The sequence below is a fragment of the Clostridium sp. B9 genome, assembly GCF_050509515.1.
Lineage (GTDB): Bacteria > Bacillota > Clostridia > Clostridiales > Clostridiaceae > Sarcina.
The window spans coordinates 1,329,310-1,347,458 of record NZ_JBNWKA010000003.1 but is presented as its reverse complement, the minus strand read 5'-3'; the positions used below and the strand labels follow the sequence as shown (position 1 = coordinate 1,347,458).

19 protein-coding genes are annotated in these 18,149 nt (G+C 31.2%); 2 read left to right on the top strand and 17 right to left on the bottom strand.

All coding sequences use genetic code 11. The features are described 5' to 3' along the window. Window positions 1–132: 132 nt before the first annotated feature. The 17 genes from eutD to ACQZHJ_RS05950 all read right to left on the bottom strand — a co-directional run bounded on the left by eutD (window position 133) and on the right by ACQZHJ_RS05950 (window position 16,903). Window positions 133–759 (bottom strand): ethanolamine utilization phosphate acetyltransferase EutD, encoded by a 627-nt coding sequence (gene eutD / locus ACQZHJ_RS06030; RefSeq protein WP_430484640.1) that lies wholly within the window; start codon window positions 757–759, stop codon window positions 133–135. A 9-nt stretch (window positions 760–768) separates the two neighbouring features. Next, complete coding sequence (locus tag ACQZHJ_RS06025) at window positions 769–1,545, bottom strand: cobalamin adenosyltransferase (RefSeq protein WP_430484639.1); 777 nt, start codon at window positions 1,543–1,545, stop codon at window positions 769–771. Between the two features lie 250 nt (window positions 1,546–1,795). Then, a complete protein-coding gene (eutM, locus tag ACQZHJ_RS06020; RefSeq protein ID WP_430484638.1) occupies window positions 1,796–2,086 on the bottom strand; it encodes an ethanolamine utilization microcompartment protein EutM in 291 nt (96 codons plus the stop codon). 264 nt (window positions 2,087–2,350) lie between these two features. Beyond that, window positions 2,351–3,829 (bottom strand): acetaldehyde dehydrogenase (acetylating), encoded by a 1,479-nt coding sequence (locus ACQZHJ_RS06015; RefSeq protein ID WP_430484637.1) that lies wholly within the window; start codon window positions 3,827–3,829, stop codon window positions 2,351–2,353. Next, complete coding sequence (locus ACQZHJ_RS06010; protein ID WP_430484636.1) at window positions 3,829–4,593, bottom strand: BMC domain-containing protein; 765 nt, start codon at window positions 4,591–4,593, stop codon at window positions 3,829–3,831. The genes ACQZHJ_RS06015 and ACQZHJ_RS06010 overlap by 1 nt, the downstream gene beginning before the upstream one ends. Before the next feature lie 12 nt (window positions 4,594–4,605). Further along, on the bottom strand, window positions 4,606–5,259 hold the full coding sequence (eutL, locus tag ACQZHJ_RS06005; protein ID WP_430484635.1) for an ethanolamine utilization microcompartment protein EutL: 654 nt from the start codon (window positions 5,257–5,259) through the stop codon (window positions 4,606–4,608). A 47-nt stretch (window positions 5,260–5,306) separates the two neighbouring features. After that, on the bottom strand, window positions 5,307–6,194 hold the full coding sequence (eutC, locus tag ACQZHJ_RS06000; RefSeq protein ID WP_430484634.1) for an ethanolamine ammonia-lyase subunit EutC: 888 nt from the start codon (window positions 6,192–6,194) through the stop codon (window positions 5,307–5,309). 16 nt (window positions 6,195–6,210) lie between these two features. After that, a complete protein-coding gene (locus ACQZHJ_RS05995) occupies window positions 6,211–7,578 on the bottom strand; it encodes an ethanolamine ammonia-lyase subunit EutB (protein WP_430484633.1) in 1,368 nt (455 codons plus the stop codon). An 18-nt stretch (window positions 7,579–7,596) separates the two neighbouring features. Beyond that, window positions 7,597–9,030, bottom strand: coding sequence for an ethanolamine ammonia-lyase reactivating factor EutA (eutA, locus tag ACQZHJ_RS05990; RefSeq protein ID WP_430484632.1), 1,434 nt, complete (start codon window positions 9,028–9,030; stop codon window positions 7,597–7,599). A 308-nt stretch (window positions 9,031–9,338) separates the two neighbouring features. After that, the gene (locus ACQZHJ_RS05985; RefSeq protein ID WP_430484631.1) at window positions 9,339–10,745 is read right to left on the bottom strand and encodes a histidine kinase N-terminal domain-containing protein; all 1,407 of its coding nucleotides are present in this window, start codon (window positions 10,743–10,745) and stop codon (window positions 9,339–9,341) included. A 4-nt stretch (window positions 10,746–10,749) separates the two neighbouring features. Next, window positions 10,750–11,325, bottom strand: coding sequence for an ANTAR domain-containing response regulator (locus ACQZHJ_RS05980; protein ID WP_430484630.1), 576 nt, complete (start codon window positions 11,323–11,325; stop codon window positions 10,750–10,752). Window positions 11,326–11,341: 16 nt separating this feature from the next. Continuing rightward, window positions 11,342–11,776, bottom strand: a complete 435-nt coding sequence (locus tag ACQZHJ_RS05975; protein ID WP_430484629.1) for a EutP/PduV family microcompartment system protein — start codon at window positions 11,774–11,776, stop codon at window positions 11,342–11,344. Between the two features lie 3 nt (window positions 11,777–11,779). Then, complete coding sequence (locus ACQZHJ_RS05970; protein WP_430484628.1) at window positions 11,780–12,130, bottom strand: BMC domain-containing protein; 351 nt, start codon at window positions 12,128–12,130, stop codon at window positions 11,780–11,782. A gap of 405 nt (window positions 12,131–12,535) precedes the next feature. After that, window positions 12,536–13,666 (bottom strand): 1-propanol dehydrogenase PduQ, encoded by a 1,131-nt coding sequence (locus tag ACQZHJ_RS05965; protein WP_430484627.1) that lies wholly within the window; start codon window positions 13,664–13,666, stop codon window positions 12,536–12,538. A gap of 249 nt (window positions 13,667–13,915) precedes the next feature. Further along, complete coding sequence (locus tag ACQZHJ_RS05960; RefSeq protein WP_430484626.1) at window positions 13,916–15,403, bottom strand: phytoene desaturase family protein; 1,488 nt, start codon at window positions 15,401–15,403, stop codon at window positions 13,916–13,918. Window positions 15,404–15,730: 327 nt separating this feature from the next. Then, the gene (locus ACQZHJ_RS05955) at window positions 15,731–16,153 is read right to left on the bottom strand and encodes a DUF5412 family protein (protein ID WP_430484625.1); all 423 of its coding nucleotides are present in this window, start codon (window positions 16,151–16,153) and stop codon (window positions 15,731–15,733) included. Between the two features lie 102 nt (window positions 16,154–16,255). Then, entirely contained in the window at window positions 16,256–16,903 is a 648-nt protein-coding gene (locus ACQZHJ_RS05950; protein ID WP_430484624.1) for an NUDIX hydrolase, read from the bottom strand. Window positions 16,904–17,083: 180 nt separating this feature from the next. On the opposite strand from ACQZHJ_RS05950, the gene ACQZHJ_RS05945 reads away from it, so the two are divergent. Together ACQZHJ_RS05945 and ACQZHJ_RS05940 are read left to right on the top strand one after the other, a co-directional pair. After that, complete coding sequence (locus ACQZHJ_RS05945; protein WP_430484623.1) at window positions 17,084–17,242, top strand: hypothetical protein; 159 nt, start codon at window positions 17,084–17,086, stop codon at window positions 17,240–17,242. Between the two features lie 103 nt (window positions 17,243–17,345). Further along, on the top strand, window positions 17,346–17,897 hold the full coding sequence (locus ACQZHJ_RS05940) for a class I SAM-dependent methyltransferase (RefSeq protein WP_430484622.1): 552 nt from the start codon (window positions 17,346–17,348) through the stop codon (window positions 17,895–17,897). The last annotated feature ends 252 nt before the right edge of the window (window positions 17,898–18,149 follow it).

The following is an 18,149-nucleotide window of genomic DNA, read 5'->3' as shown; positions in this document are numbered from 1 at the left end:
GCTAATAACTCTAAACAAAGACTTATTAACTTTTATGATTGATGCATTTAAACTAATTTTCTTTAAGCTTCACTTTATTTCAACTAAAAACTTATCTAAGCTAAAAGCATCTTGTCAAAATAGCTTTCCAAGTTATTTTCCAACTATTAAAGCGAAAGTTCCCTTTGAAAAACCACAGGCATTAGCCTCATCATAATCAATATGCATATAAGTCTTATAATCATTGCTAACTCTAACAACAACATCATCAAATATAAGAGGTCTTTTTCCTAAAACCTTTACTCTTACATTTTCATTGTTTGAAACTCCAAATTTCTTTGCATCCTCTGGAGTTGTGTGTATATGTCTTTTTGCAACCATTAATCCACTTGTTAAAATAACCGAAGCTCTCTCTGTAGAAATTTTTATTCCTTCAGTTCCATCTAAATCTCCACTTAACTTAACAGGTGGCTTAACCCCTAATATTAGAGCATCAGTGAAAGAAACCTCAACTTGAGTTTCTTTTCTTGGTGGTCCTAAAACTACAACATTTTGAATGCTTCCTTTAGGCCCTGATATTGTAACTCTTTCCTTACAAGCGTATTGACCAGGTTGTGATAAGTCCTTAATCTTAGTTAATCCATGTCCTTCTCCAAATAAAATTTTAATATGCTCTTCACTTAAATGGACATGTCTACCTGAGGCCTCAACTTCAATAAAAGCCTGCTCTTTAACTCTTCTAACTACTTCCTCTATAATGTCATTTAATAGATTGTCCATAGTTTCCTCCTATTTATCGTACTTTCCTGTTCTCACTTTAAAGATCATAATCCAAAATACTGAGGATAGTCTATTTAAGGCTCTTATTAAATCTTCCCTCTCAACTTGCCCATACTCACCCTTAAAGGCTGCATAAGCTGAAAGTTCTGTTTCTCTAGTCAATGTTCTTAAAACATTTAATGCTACAACAACTTCCCCCATTTCATAGCTTGGCATTTCATGTCCTATGCCAAAGTACTTTTTAGGGTTATGTGACTTCTCCCTAAGATCCTTTTCATCCATTCCCTGAAGAGAAAATTCTTTTAAAGGCTCACTTAAAACTTCACATCTTAAAATATTGCCTATAAAGCTTAAAATTTCTTGAAGGTCTTCCACAAGCTTATTCATTCCAAGCTTATGACAAAGAACCTGAGTTTCTATGATTCTTGCTTCAAGAGAGTCTATTTTCCCTCTGAATATTATTCTTTTATGATCCTTAAATACAAGTAGATTACCTACCAAATGAGTCATATGCTCTGGTTTCTCATCTAACTTTGCTCCAAAAACAGTTTCATACTTGTATTCTTTTTCCCTAATAACTTCTCTTATAATTTCTTTAGGTTCTGTTTCTTTTTTTAATTTTTCTTCTTCAGAATCAACATAAACTAAATTTATATTATGTTCTGCTAGGTATGACTTTGCAGATGGAGTAATAATCTCACCTTTAACAACCTTGAATTCCTTAAGACTTCTAAGATCTTCTCTACTAAGTCTCTTCCTAACCTCACCTTCTGTCAAAACAGCCATTTCTATCACATCCCCTATTAGATGTATAAGGAGTGCTTGAAAAGATTTTTAAATAAAACTTATAAATATATTTAGAGAATTAATTACTCATCATTAAAAGAATCACCTTCTCTTCATAATATCTATAAGTTTAATTTTCAATCATCTATACCTATAAGTATTGATAGTCCTCATTAAATACTTATATAAAACTATATTTAGGAAGGGAATTTCTCCCCTCCTAAATTCACTCCTAAGTACAAATTATTAATTATTCAGCTTTTGGTGCCTTTGGTAATATAGCATCAACTTCAAAATGTGGTCTTGGTATTACATGAACTGATATTAAATCTCCAACTCTTTCTGCAGCAGCAGCTCCAGCATCTGTAGCAGCTTTAACAGCTCCAACATCTCCTCTAACCATAACAGTTACTAATCCTCCACCTACTTGCTCTTTTCCTACTAATTGTACGTTTGCAGCTTTAACCATTGCGTCTGCTGCCTCTATTGCTCCTACTAATCCTTTAGTTTCGATCATTCCTAATGCGTTTGCGTTTGCCATAATAAATTCCTCCTCAAAATATCCTTCTTATTTTTAATTTAATTATTTTTTATATAAATTTTAATTTTAAACTTTTAACTTAATTTTTTACATTGAGCCTAAACTCATTTTACATAACTTTTAATATTTATTTTGAAAGTCTTGTAAATACTTTCATATCTAACATAGTATATTGTTTAACTGTAATATCTTAAATTTGTATATCTTTGACTTGCTTTTTAACATATAATTATAAGTACTAATTATATAAATTCATAATCTTAATTATCTTAATTCTTCAATAATCTTCTTAACTAATAAGTTGATCAACTCTTCCTTATCACCTAAATCTAGACCAGCAGCAGCCTCTTTTGTAGCAGTTCCAGCTAGTTCTCTTATATCTTCAAGTTCTCTAACTCCATATGCTACATTTCTTGTATTCATTAAATCTAAAGGTCCAATGTTATGTGAAGTTGAACTTCCACCTACTGCCCCACACCCTAGTGTTAATGCAGGTACTAAGTTGATTGTAGCTCCTATTCCACCTAGAGCTGATGGTGAATTAACAACCATTCTTGAAACTGGCATTTCTAATGCAAATCTCTTAACTAGCTCTTCATTATTGGCATGCATACAGAATGTATGTCCTGCCCCTTCGTTTAATAGAATCTCTTTACATTTTGCTAATACAGCATCTACATTCTCTTCAACATAGAAAGTTAAGATTGTTGTTAACTTCTCTCTTGAGAATGGATACTTGTGTCCAACATGGCACTCTCTTGGAACTAAAACTCTTGCCCATGATGGAATTCCTTCTAAACCAGCTAACTTAGCTATATCTTGTGGAGTTTTTCCAACTATTTGTGGGTTCATTGTTCCATTTGGTCTCATAACAAACTTAGAAAGCTGATTTGCTTGCTCTTCTGTTAAGAAGTAAGCTCCTTGTTCTTTTAACTCTCTAACAACTTCTGCTTCCATAGCCTTTTCAACTACTACTGATTGCTCAGATGCACATATTGTTCCATTGTCAAAAGTCTTAGAATCTAATATTCTCTTAACAGCTAATTTAACATCTGCACTCTTATCTATGAATGCTGGTCCATTTCCAGGTCCAACTCCTATAGCTGGAGTACCTGATGAGTAGGCAGCTCTAACCATTGCTTCTCCACCAGTTGCTAGGATTAATGAAGTATCTTTATTTTTCATTAATTCATCAGTTCCTTGCATTGAAGGTACTGTTATACATCCTATAGCTCCTTCTGGACAACCAGCCCTCTCAGCAGCCTTAGCTATGATCTTAGCTGTTTCAATGATACATTTCTTTGCACTTGGATGCGGTGATAAAACAATTGCATTTCTTGATTTTATTGAAATCATTGCTTTGTAGATAGCTGTTGATGTTGGGTTAGTTGAAGGTATAAGTCCTGCAACTACTCCTACTGGAACCATTACTTTAAATGCTCTTTTTTCAACATTTTCTTCTACTATTCCAACTGTTTTAACATCTTTTATTGAATCATATACTGTCTTGGCTGCGAAAACATTCTTTAGTACTTTATCTTCCCATTTACCAAAGCCTGTTTCTTCCTTAGCCATTTTAGCAAGCTTTTCTGAATTTTCGTAAGCAGCATCAGATATAGCCTTAACTATTCTATCTATGTCTTGCTGACTCATAAGGGCTAATTTGCTTTGAGCTTCTTTAGCCTTCCTTATAAGCCCCCTAGTTTCCTGGATGGAGACTAAGTCTTTATCTAAAAACTCCATTAATTTTCACCCTCTTTACCGTATTTTAGTAGTATTTCTACTAAATCCTTCTTCTTTAGAGATTTTAATTTATTTGTATTAATAGTAGGATTTAAACTCTTTATTTTCTTTCTTAAATCCTTAACCCTCATCTTAGATATCTTTTTAATATCTATTTCAGATTCATCAGCCTTTTCTTCTCTGATTTCATCTTGTACTTCTTCTATATTTTCAAGCTTTTCAAATTCCTGCTCAATGTCTTCCTCAACCTTAACCTCTTCAATTTCAACTTGGACAAAATCTTCATCCTTATTTTCAATTTCTAAAGTTTCAACTTGGATAGTTACATCACTTTCCACAGGCTCTTCCTTGATTTCACTTTCTGACTCTTGAATCTCTTGTTTAAGTTCAGTTCCATTTTGAATAGCCGTATTGGCTTCCTCATTAACTTCTTCAAGCTCTCTAGCTAATTCATTCTCATCTTCAAGCTTTTTAAGTCTTTCTCTTTCTTTCTTCTCATTGATTAAAAGAGCTTCCACCTCATCATCAAGTCTTGGAATAACATGGGCACTTCTTAAGCTTCCTATTCTACTTGCAAAATTCTCAGCAGATTCAACTGCAGCATATACAGCATCTACATCTCCTGTAACCTTTACTGTAACAATTCCACCAGTAACTTTTTCTATTCCAATCAAATCAACATTTGCAGCTTTCAAGGCTGTATCAGCAGCACACACTGCTGGCACATAACCTATAAATTCAATTAATCCTAAAGCTTTTCCCATAATCCTAGCCTATTAGAATCCCATTGGATTGTTTGCTACTGATTGTACTGCTTCTGCGAAAGCATCACATGCTGCCTTACATGCTGATTGTGATCCTGTAAGTAGGGCTCCTGCAAAGTTTGTCTCTGATGGAGGTCCAAAGAATTCACACATTTCAACATCTGCTGCTTTTAGAGCTGCATCTAAAGCATACATTGCTTCTATTGGAGGAGCTATTAAGTAAGCTAATGCCTCTCCTTCTCTTATTCCAGCAGTTTTTGAAAGATATGTTCCTGTTCTTGATACACATTGAGCATAGTAACAAATTGAATCATCTTCATTTGCACTTATGAATCCAACTCCACTTTCAAAGAAATCTAAAGTAGCATTTAATCCACTTCTAACTTCAGCTGGACTTGGTCCTGCTAAAATACCGATTACTTCTCCTGCTAACTTTGTTGAAGCATTTCCAGCTCCAGCATACATTGATCTAGCATAAACTACATCAACCTCAGCAGCTTTTGTTGCTTCATCTAAAGCTGTATATGTTACATCATCACAGTCAGCAGTTATTAATCCTAAACTTTTGTGATGTGGCTCTAATTCTAACTTTTTAGCCATCTCTGGACTAACATTTGATATTATCTTAACGCTTAAAACATTAGGACGTATTAAATCATTTCTCATGTTTAACTCCCCTTTTCAAAACTTTATTAACTTTTTATCTAAGCAAATTATTTTAAATCTATTCCTGAAGCTTTCTTATCTAACATAGTTTTGATTAACTCTGCAATGTGAGCTCCTGCTTCAACGGCAGTAGTTCCACCCCTGTGAATGTTTGAGATAACCGTTCTCTTAGCCTCTGGCATTCCAACCTTTGGTCTGTAAGCTAAGTAAGCTGACATTGACTCTGCAGTTACAAGTCCTGGTCTCTCTCCAACTAGTAAGCAAACTACATCTGCTCCTGTAGCTTCCCCTACAGAATCCATAGCTGGTACTCTACAATATTTAACAAATAGTATTGGTCCAACTTCTAATCCATACATTTTTAATCCTTGCTCTATTGAAGGAAGTATATCTTCTAAGTTAGCTTCTATAGCAGCTGAACTTAACCCATCTCCAACCATAATTTGAACTTTAGGGTTCTTAGCACATTTTTCTTTTATAACTTCTAAAGTTTCTGGTGTAAATTTTCTTCCAAGGTCAGGACGAGTTACATATTCATCTTTATCTGTACACATAGTCTTAACTGGAATTAAGTTATTTTTCTTTATAAATTCTTCAGAAACATCTGAGAATACTGAGTCTTGAGCTGCAGCATGGTCTGCTCTAACTCTTAAAGCTGTTATAGTCTTATATCTAGCCCCTGCTCTTCCTGTTCCAAGTCTTGCAGGTGTTTTAGCCTTCATTTCTAAGTAAGCTTCTCTATCAGCTGGGTCTTCAACTAAAAGTTGCTTTCTTATATCTATTTCTGTGATATCTGGTATAAACTCATCATTCTCTTCGTGGACTTGAGTTTTTGCTACTTCTTTCACTACTTTCTCTACTGATTGCATATCAACTTGTCCAACCATTTGGCTAACTAGTTGCTCAACCATAAGTTTTAAATCCTTTTCGTTCATAACTCTCTTCTCCCTCCTATCTTAAAAGTACAGATGCATCTCCTGCTTTTTTAGTAAGCTTTCCATTTTCATCAACAAAGCCCATTTCAACCATCCAATCTTGGAATTCCTTAATTGCTGTTAACCCAAACATTTCTCTTAAAGCAGCTGTTTCATGATATCCTGTTGTTTGATAGTTAAGCATTACATCATCTCCATGAGGGATTCCCATGAAGTAAGTACATCCTGCTGCAGTTAATAATACTGCTAAGTTTTCTATATCATTTTGGTCTGCTTTCATGTGATTTGTATAACATGCATCACATCCCATTGGTATTCCTGTTAATTTACCCATAAAGTGATCTTCAAGACCTGCTCTTATAACTTGCTTTGAATCATATAAGTACTCAGGTCCAATGAATCCAACAACTGTGTTAACTAAGAATGGTTGGAATCTCTTAGCAAATCCATAACATCTAGCTTCCATAGTTACCTGGTCAACTCCATGGTGAGCATCTGATGAAAGCTCAGAACCTTGTCCAGTTTCAAAGTACATTACGTTTGGACCAGTAGCAGTTCCTTGTTTTAAAGCTAATTGTCTAGCTTCTTCTATAGTTGCTGCATTAAATCCAAAAGCTTCATTTCCTTTTTCAGATCCTGCTATTGATTGGAATATTAGATCTGTAGGAGCACCTTGTCTTATAGCCTCCATTTGAGTAGTTACGTGAGCTAGTACACAAGTTTGAGTTGGGATTTTAAACTTCTGCTTAATTTCCTCAAATCTCTTTAGTACTTTAGTAACACTCTCAACTGAATCATCAACTGGGTTTAATCCTAAAACCGCATCTCCAACTCCATAAGTTAATCCTTCTAATAATGAAGCCATTATTCCATCTGGATCATCTGTTGGGTGGTTTGGTTGAAGTCTTGCTGATAAAGTTCCTTTTTCACCGATTGTTGTATTACAGTGAGCTGTAACCTTTATCTTCTTAGCTCCATATATTAAGTCCATATTAGACATTAATTTTGCTACTGCTGCTACCATCTCAGAAGTTAAACCTCTTGAAACTCTTCTGATATCAGCACCTGTTGTATTATCATCAAGTATCCACTCTCTAAAGTCTGATACTGTCCAGTGTTTTATTTCATCATAAATTTTTTCATTTACATCGTCTTGAATAATTCTTGTAACCTCATCTAATTCATAAGGAACCGCTGGGTTATTTCTTAAATCCTCTAAAGTTATATTTGCTAATACAACCTTAGCAGCTACTCTCTCTTCTGAAGATTCAGCAGCTAATCCAGCTAACCTATCTCCTGATTTCTCTTCATTTGCCTTAGCCATAACTTCATTTAAGTTTTTGAAAGCATAGACTTTGCCAAATAATTTTGTTTTTAAAATCATTTTTTCTCCCCCTTCCAATTAGTTAAAAACCAATGTTTTTATAACAACAGGTAATACTCTTCCTTCTGCAATTGGTGCTCCAAGGTCAATGTAATCACCATTTTCTACCTTAATACCATCAATGCAAATAATTTCTTTATTGAAATTAAGTAAGGAATATATTGCTTGTCCTAAAACCTTAGCCATGTCATTTTCAACAACCACTATTAGTTGGCCGTCTTTTTCAATTAAATCCCTCATTCCATTTACAATACCCTTGGCATATTCTTGTATATCTTTAAATGATGGATTTTTCTTACCATTAACAGCTATTGCAATCTTCTGAAAATCATTTTCTAGTCTGAACCATTCAATTTTCTTCTTAAGAGCCTCGCAAAGTTCATCTGCTCCATGACTTTCATCTTCAATACTTAGCTTTAATATAGGTAAATTTTTAATCGGGAAACTATCCTTTGTGTAAGTAATTGTACTTCCACTTATTTCTGTTGTATGAGAACCTGCTCCAACAACAGTAGCTCTAATGGTTTCAATAGATTTTACTACTTTAAGCTTCTTACATAAGTCTGATTCTCTAATAGCTTGTCCTAGTATTATTCCTATATCACCATATTTAAAATAATCTTTGATTTCTCCCTCATAATATATATAATCTGCAACCCCTCCTGAGAAAGATATGCATTTTATCTCATTATCTAAGGCAATACTTTTATTTGTTACTATGTAATCAAAGTACTTATCCTTTTCTATTAAACCAACACTTTCTTCTAACCATTTGACCATCATATTTACAATTGGCTTAATATTTTCAACTGTTGCTCTAGTTCCTATTTTTAGTCCTAGATTATTCTCATTTATGATTTTTTCAATCTTAGGTGAAATATATGTTATTTCTTTTGTGCTTGGATTAATCTTTATAAGTCTTCCACCTACATCAAGACATCCAGTTTCCTTAACATCTCCTCTTAAGAAAAGTGCAAGGTTACTAGTTCCTCCTCCAATATCCATATTAACAACACTAGTTGAGTGTTCTTTAGAATAAATATGAGCTCCAGCTCCCTTTCCTGCTATAATACTTTCTAAGTCAGGACCAGCAGTAGCAACAACAAAATCTCCAGCAAATCCACTTAAGGTATGTAAGACATCGTTTGCATTTTCCTTTCTAGCTGTCTCTCCAGTTATAATAACTGCCCCTGTCTGAATATCATCCTTACTTATTCCAGACTTCTTGTATTCCTCTTCAATGATTTCTTTTATTCTTCCACCATCTATCTCTGTATTAGAAATAAGAGGAGTAAAATAAACATCACTTCTGTAGATAATCTCCTTATCTACAATACTAATTCTTGGAACAGTAAAAGCTGACGCCTCATTCTCAACAATTAACTTAGAAAATATAAGCTGAGTTGTACTAGTCCCTATATCAATTCCAACACTTAAAAGTTCATCTCTCATACTCTCACCTCCCTTAATACCCTCTAATCCTCAAGATTTATTTTTCATAAAACCTCGGAAATTACCTTTTTATTTCTGCCAAGTTTTTATTCTTAGATAAAACTTGCAGTCTAGCTAAAAAATAAACACACTCTTAGCTAAAAACTTATTTGAAAGAACTAAAAAGGCTTAAAGCTACAGAAATATAAACTATAGACCCTTTGTCTAAGTTTTCATTTTCTATAACCTTAAGCCTCATTGCTCAATTCAAACTACTGCTTCGCAGTTCATAGTTATCCTTTTTAATATTCAATTTATAAAAGAATTAATTATTTAAACTTTAATACTACTGTGGTTCCTTCTTTACTAGATTTCATCTCCATGGAACCTTTTAATTGATCCTTAACATAGCTATTAACTATAAATAGTCCTAAATTACTACTCCTATTAATTGACCCTAAATCAAAGCCACACCCATCATCAACAACAGCTATAGTCTTTTCATCAACACCATTTTGAATAAGAATTTGGATATTCCCCTCTTCCTTTCCTTCAAAAGCATGGTCAAAACAATTTTGTATAAGTTCATTCATTACTAAAAGTAAACCTGTTAATTTTTCACCATCTATATAAAAGTTATTACCTGTTATATAGATATTTATATTAGATCCAAACCAACTTCTCTTTATGTTCTCAGTTAAAACCTCTAATGCATCACGCACTTTTATGTTTCCATCTTGAGACTTAGATAATAAATCATGAGTTGTTGCAATAGCTAGTATTCTATTAACACTTTCTTGTAAGTATTCCTTAGCTTCTTCACTTTCACATCGTCTACTTTGACTTCTTAGTAAAGCTGCTGCTGTCTGCAAGCTATTTTTAACTCTATGGTGAGCTTCTCTTAAAGCTACTGATTTTAAAACCAACTCAGCTTCTTTATTTCTTACCTCACTTATATCCTTTATTACCTCTATAACTCTTAAATTATCTTTATTTATAATAGTTCTATTTATTTCAAAATAAAAATCATTTAAATGTACTTCTAAATTTTCTTCTTTATAGTTTTTATTTTCAAAAATATCTTTAAGTTCTTTAAATTTCATTCCATCTAATGAAAGTATATCAAATTCATCTCCACAACTTATATTTTTATATCCTAAAGCCTTATAAATTTTATCTGCCTTACTATTTTTTATAACCAATCTTCCCTTTTTATCAAAGACAAGAATAGCATCATGTAAATTGTTTGTTATTAATAAGCCATCTTGAAGAAGATTTAAAAAATCTTTTGATTTTGAATTTTCATTAGCTAAACTTATATCTATCTTAAAGTCACTTTCAAGTTCATTACTTATGTCTTTTTCTACTATTACAACTCCTACAACCTTCTCTTCATGAAGAATTGGATGTATTCTTTGCTTAACCACTTTATTTTCTTGGGTTAATGCCTTTATATCTTTATTAACTGTTCCTGTTTCTAGTGTTTTTATAGCACCTGGTTCATTTTCATTTAATGCTTTTTTTCCAATTACTTTATCTTTATATAAGGAAGGCTTTTCTTTTGGAATAGCATGGTCTACTACAATCGCATATTCTCCACTTTCACTTAAAACATCTATGAAAACATCACTCTCATAAAAATCAGCCATAAGTTGTAGAGATTTTGAAACTTCTCTAATCTTATTTATCTCATCATCATTTAAATGTGTGTATCTTCTACACAGATTTCCTATCATTTACCTAGTCCTCATATCCAACAATGATTATTTTAGCTATTTCTGCCATAGTAGTTCTTCTATCCATACTAAGTTTTCTTATTCTATTATAAGCCTCGTCCTCAGTTGTATTTAACTGTTTAACAAGTATTCCCTTTGCCTTCTCTATTAATTTTCTATCATTTAATTTGTTATTTACTTTATCAAAATCCTTCTTTAATGTTTCAAAGGCTTTTGCTCTTGATAAGCACATTTCCACAGTTGGAATAAATACTTTCTCATTTACAGGCTTTATCATATACCCAAAGGCCTCAACTTCTTTAGCCATCTCAATATACTTTTTATCCTCAAATGCTGTTAATAAAATTATGCCCCCAACTAAATTTTCTTTTGTTAAAACTTTACTTGCCTTTAGCCCATCTAGCATAGGCATATCTATGTCCATTAAAACTAAGCTAGGATTATATTTTTTGCAAACTTCAATTGCTTCAAATCCATCAGAAGCTTCTCCTACAACCTCGTATCCATTAGCCTCTAAAATTTCTCGAGTATCCATTCGTGTAATAGGCTCATCATCGACTATTACTATTGTCTTTTTCATTAACGGTCACCTCAAATTAAAATTTGTTTAAGTAGTTAAATAATTCCTCTATCCCTACATCATCTATTGTATCTACTTTAAAGATTTTACTAACTCCAGCTAATTTTAATCTTTCTTCTGCTATGTCTATCTCGTCTTTATCTTTAGCTAGATTTACTTTTGTGATAATACCAATTACTTCTTTACAGAAGATACTTGCAAACCCTGGAGCTATATAATTCTCCTCTGATGTACAATCATAAACTAATGCTATAATTTCAGCATCTGCTGCTGTAACTATCAATGCATTGTAATATCCTCTGTTTTCTATGTACTCACCTGGAGTATCTATTGCATTATCATATAATTCTATGGATTGAGTTTTCTTATAATTTATTTCTAACTTGTCCAAAGCTTGACACAAAGTAGTTTTCCCACATCCTGTCTTACCCATAAATATTACTCTACCCATATTTTAAGTCCTCGTAATCTTAGTTGATGAGAAATTAAGAATATTACTTAAAACATCTAAAACTTCATCTAAGGCTGACTCTACAGAACTTATGTCCCCTGTAATTACTACAGATCCACTAAATCTATCTATAAATCCTAATGAAACTCCTGAAGCCTTTGTTGCAACATCAGCTGCAATTATTGATGCTTCACTTGGTGTTATTGTTAGTATTCCTACAGCATCCTTTTGAGCTACTACAAGACCTAACTTCTTGTATATGTCATCATTAGGATTTGCTATTATATGTGCTAGTGTAACCTGCTTACCTGGTACATATTCTTGTATAATCCTCTGTTTTGACTCTTCTCCCATAATTTTCTCACCTTACTTTCCCACACTTAACCAAATAATTTTAATTAAATTAAATCCTTTTCATAAGAGTTTAATAAAAAAGCTCCTTAAAGTTTCATTTATATGATTTATAAAATGAAATTCCTTTAAGAAGCTACATTGCTCTAAAAAAACTTAATCACACCTTTGTGATAACTTTATTATAAATTTAAATCCATCCATTGTCAACTTGTTCATATTTTTTTAATATTATTTTGTCACTTTTACCATTTTGCTGTATCTTTTTAACCGTTTAAAGGCTTATTTCTGCTGCAAGTTTAATAAAAATTATAATTCATAAAACCATATTAATATTTTATTTATAATTATACTTAACTCTCTATATTGTGCTTAAAAGTCATCTGAATAAAAAACTAAATATTATAATTATTTGATTTTACTTAATATGTTTATTATATCGCTTTCACTAGGAACTCTTGGATTAGCATCTGTACAAGCATCCTTTAAAGCTAATTTAGCTATTTCTCCCTCTAATTGTGTAACATCACTAGAGTTTACTTTACACTCACTTAAAGTTGTTGGCATATTCATAGCTTTTTGCATCTTCTTAATCTCATTAACCAGATTTTTAACTAAACTTCTAGTATTTGATCCCTGTATTCCTATAATTCTAGCTATGTTAGCATACTTTTTAGCAGCTTCACTAAACTCTCTTGAATTATATCCCGCTATATTTGCATTAAACTCTATTACATGAGGTAGTAATATTGCATTAGTTCTTCCATGTGGAACATGGAACTTTCCACCTAAAACATGGGCAATACCATGATTCACTCCTAATGATGCCTCATTAAATGCAAGACCTGCTAAACAAGAAGCGTTGTGCATTTTTTCTCTAGCCTCTAAGTCATTTCCATCATTATATGCCTTAAGTAAATACTTAAAAACTAAAGTAGCGGATTTTTCAGCTAATGCATCTGAAAAATCTGTGGCATTTACTGATACATATGCCTCTAATGCATGAGTAAGTACATCCATTCCTGTATCAGCAGTTATAAAGTTTGGAACTGTCTTAACAAGCTCTGGATCTAAAATAGCTATGTTTGGTAATAAATCATCTGAAACTAGAGGATATTTAACTCCTTTTTCTTTATCGGTAATTACGGAGAATGAAGTAACTTCTGAACCTGTACCACTTGTTGTTGGTATAGCTATAAATTGTATATCATCCACTTTAATTATCTTCTTAGAAAAATCTATTATTGCCTTTGTAGCATCAATAGCTGAGCCTCCCCCTAAAGCAATAACAACATCTGGACAAAAATCCTTAAGCTTCTCAATTCCACTTACAACAAGCTCAATTGGTGGATCTGGAACGATTTCACTAAATACAGAAACTTCAGCCGCCTCTAAATTACAAGTTAATTTCTCTATTGTTCCTGACTTAACCATAAATGGATCTGTAACTATAAATACCTTTTTGTTTTTAAGCTTCTTTAAATAATCCAAGGCTCCTTCTCCAAAAAGTATTTCGGTTTTAATCTTGAATCTCTTCATTTTATCCCGTTGCTAACAGTTATAAACTTTAATTTATAACCTTTACAACACTAACCTCCCTTTTCATCTTATTTTATGTAAAAAAATAAGAAGCTCCATAGGGATTTCCTATGGAGCTTCTTTGCTCTCTTTACACTTCATTGTGTTATTTTTAATATACTATTTTTAAAATAGCTTGTCAATAAATCGACTACTAAGCTTTATTTTTTATTCTTATACTATTTATATTACTAAATCTATTAATTTAGTTTATTTATTATCCAACTTCAAAATTCTCTCTGCTTCAACTATACCGCCTGATATAGCTCCTTCATAACCACCGCCAGGGCTTATCCATGCACCAACTAAACTTAAATTTTCAATAGATGTTTTACTTCCCATTCTATATTTACCTGCTTGTTTAACTGTCTGAGCATATCCATAAACTGCTCCCTTTGGATTACCTGTATATCTTTCCATGGTTTTAGGAGTACCTAATTCTTTTACAACTATATGTTCTTTTACTCCTGGATAATATCCTTCAATCCTATCTATTATTTCCTCTGTAGCAATTTCCTTTTGTTTTTTATAATCTATATTATCTTTAGTCCAATTATCATAATTATCAATATAAGTTACTGTTAGAACGCCTTTATCATTTTCATTCAAACTAATATCCATTCCATTATAATTTGTAAGAAGAAAACTAGCGTTTTTATAATCACTATCTAATGATATCTCATAGTTATGTTCATGACTTCCTTCTCCAATAACAAAAACTTCATCATTAGGTATATTTAATTCTTCTGGATTGCAATCTAAACCTAAATAAAGCTGAGTAAGTGTGCATCCTATTTTATCATCAAAAATCTTTTTAACTTCTTTTTCGCTTAAAGCATCATTAGGAAGCATCTTATATGTACTTATGGGATTTACATTTGAAACTATTCTTTTTGCTGTAAATATTTCTCCATTTTTAAGTACTATACCTGAAACTTTCCCATCCCTATAAAGAATTCTATCTACCTCACTTCTTAGTTTCACATCTCCTCCATTATTTTTTATAACTTCTACAAATGCATCTGATAAAGCTTGTGCACCACCTTTAATATAATATTTCCCATACTTATGATATGAAATCCAAGGAATGAAGAAATATAATGCACTTAACTCCTTAGGCGCAAGCCCATAATACATCCAAAGAGTTGTAAATACTTTTATAAATTCTTCATTCTTAACATATTTCTTCACAACTTCATATGTTGTTTTTCCTGCCCAATTTATAAATAGAAAAACATCCTTATTAATCTTGCTAAAAAGACTTGAATCTTTTTCCAAAATAAATTTATTAAATCCAATTTCAAAACTATCTATTGCACTAAAAAGATTTCTTATTCCTTTTTCCTCTAAAGGAAATTTGCTTATTAAAAGATTCAAGTACAATTCTTTATCATTAGGAATACTTATCTCCTTACCATCTAAATTAATATAATATGATTCTTTATTTCTTAAAGGGAGTATTTTCCCACTTATTCCACACGCTTCAAAAACTCTTCTTAAACTACCGCCCTCATCTAAGCCACCTATTCCATGTAAAGAAACGTCAAAATTATATCCTTTTCTCTTAAAGTTTGTTGCATATCCTCCTGGTATAAAATGTTTTTCAAAAATCCCAACTTTATACCCACAACTAGCTAGTCTACTACCTAATGTTAGTCCTCCCATTCCACTTCCAATTACAATAATGTCATAATCCATATTATCACCTACTCTTATACCTATTTTTCATATTATTTCTATATATAATTATAATGTATTTTTTCCCATTTTATAAGTTCACATATTTTTTCATTTTTTGAAAACATTTTCTTGATTTTCTTAAAAAGATATCGTATAATCAATGTAAAGGTTTTATTGGTGACACCCTCTTTTCTTAATGTCATCAATATAACAATATTTTTTCATTTTTAATGCACTTTTGTGTTATTTTACGTATTATTGAATGTGATTAAAAAAGACAAGTACTTTTGTACTTGTCTTTTTTTTCTTTAGTAAATACTATAAAGTGATTATATAGTATTTATACTAACTCTTCTTTCTCCAGTCATATACTTCTTTTTCTACATTTATTTTATGTCCATTTATTAAAACTGTATCATTGTCTATCCATTTTATATCCATAGTTTCAACCTTATAATCCCAATAAATATTTTTAACTTCATCAGTATTATTATCAACTAATTCACACCTTGCAGCCCAATCAACAGATTCGCCTCTACTACATATATAAGATTTTATTGAATATTCTTCATTTGGAGACTCATAAACGCATTGCAAACTTCCTATTGGCAAGTTATTCATATTCATCTTATTATATCTAAGTTCTTTATAGTAGTAATTAAAAGTGGAAAACAAAACTGCTACTAAAGTAGCCATAGTAATAACAAAGGTAAGTATGATAATTATTTTATTAATTTTACATATTTTCTTAAAATCCTTATTTTTCAATCACTACTCTCCTTTTCCTTATAAAAACTAATACTTCCAAAGTTTTAATTTATCATATTACCATTAAACTAACAATGCTTTTAGTTGAAAGATAAATTATTTTTAAATAGTTTTTATGGATTTTTTATAAAAATTTATAAAGTTTTCTAAAATTCTTGCTGTCATTCCCCAAATTACATAATTTTCATATTTATAAAATAAAACCTTATATTTTCCTTCTCTAAACTTATAGTGTTTTCCACCAATTATATTTTGAAATGGAAAGTCTTCAGCAGGAATGTTTAATATCTTATTATAGGCTATTTCTGCTTCATAGCTTTCAAAATATTCTAAAGGAATTGTAATTAATTTATAGACCTCATCTTTATTTAAAGATAATTTTTCAAAGAACATTTCTTCTTGTTCCTTTATAACACCTAAGAATGGATATATAAGTATATTATTAGGAGAAATATAAAAATCCAATTGACTTATTATATCTATCTTTTCCTTACTTATACCAATTTCCTCAAAACACTCCCTAAGAGCTGCTTCTCTTGGACTTTCTCCCTCATCAATTCCTCCACCTGGAAAACATACTTCCCCTGGATTTGAATTTAATTTGTTATTTCTTATTTCAAAAACAATATTGTATTTTCCATCTATTTTAACTAAAGGAATTAAAACAGAGCATCTCTTCATTTCCTCTGATCCATTAATTCCAATTTCATAATTTTTAAAAGCTTCTTTTAATCTATTAATATCATACATAATTTTCACCAAACACCTTTCATAGTCGCTCCTATTAATTCATATAATTTATTAATAGAGTATATACTTATCTATTCATCTATTTTTAATTTTACTCTAGTATTTATCATAATATAAACTTTTTAAATTTTCTTAAAAACTTAACCAAAATTCACCTTAAATCTAAAGGAGGTCCTCTTTATGGAATTTATTCAAGTTATTATACTTTTAATACTTGGGATCTTGCTTCTAATATTAGGAAAATTAACTAAAAACAAACTTATAACAGTGCTTTCATTAATTCCCCTCTCAATAATGCTTATTCATTTAATTTCAATGTTTACTATTGCAGTTTCTTAAACTACTCTTTACCTCATATGACTTTCTAATAATAAGTTTCACTCTATTAGTTAATACTAAAACTAAATACCAAAAGATATTATTTTTAGAAAGGATTTTTAATATGGACCATAAATTTAATATTGAACACATAGAAAAACTAAATTCTCCTAAAAGACTAACCCTTATCGATTGGGTTGAGGTTTTAAAGGTTTTATCACTTCCTGACAAGCCAGTAATAGCAGATATTGGAGCAGGTACTGGCTTATTCTCTCGTGTACTATTAGAGAAACTACCTAATTCAACAGTATATTCCTTAGATATATCTGATGATATGCTTGAATATATGAATACAAACTTAGCTCCTTCTTATCCTAAAAGATTAACGGTTGGGAAAATGCAAGAAAGTCATATTCCACTTAAAGATAACTCTGTTGATTTAGTCATTATGATAAACATACAGCATGAACTAGCTGAGCCTTCTGAGCTTCTTAAAGATGCTTATAGAGTATTAAAAGAAGATGCCAAGATATTTATAGCTGACTTCAAAGTTGGTGAACACAAACATGCTATAAGCAAAGAATCAATAATATCTGATTTAAAAGAAGCTGCTTTTTCACCTGTTGAAGAAATCATAGCATCAAATGAACTCATTTGCTTAATAGGTGAAAGCTAAAAATATCTTTCACATATTTTTAAACAAAAAAAATGTCCTCCTTAAACGCACAGGAAGACTAAAATCAATAAAATATATAATTAAACTATACATATATAAATCAATATCTTAATACGTTTTCATTATAATTCTATTCTATTATTTAATCAATAGTTTTTTGTAAAAATATAGTTATTTTTTGAACATCGATTAAACTGTGAAATATAATAATATATCCCCTTTATGTTATAAATTTTTGAGAGCTCCAAGTAA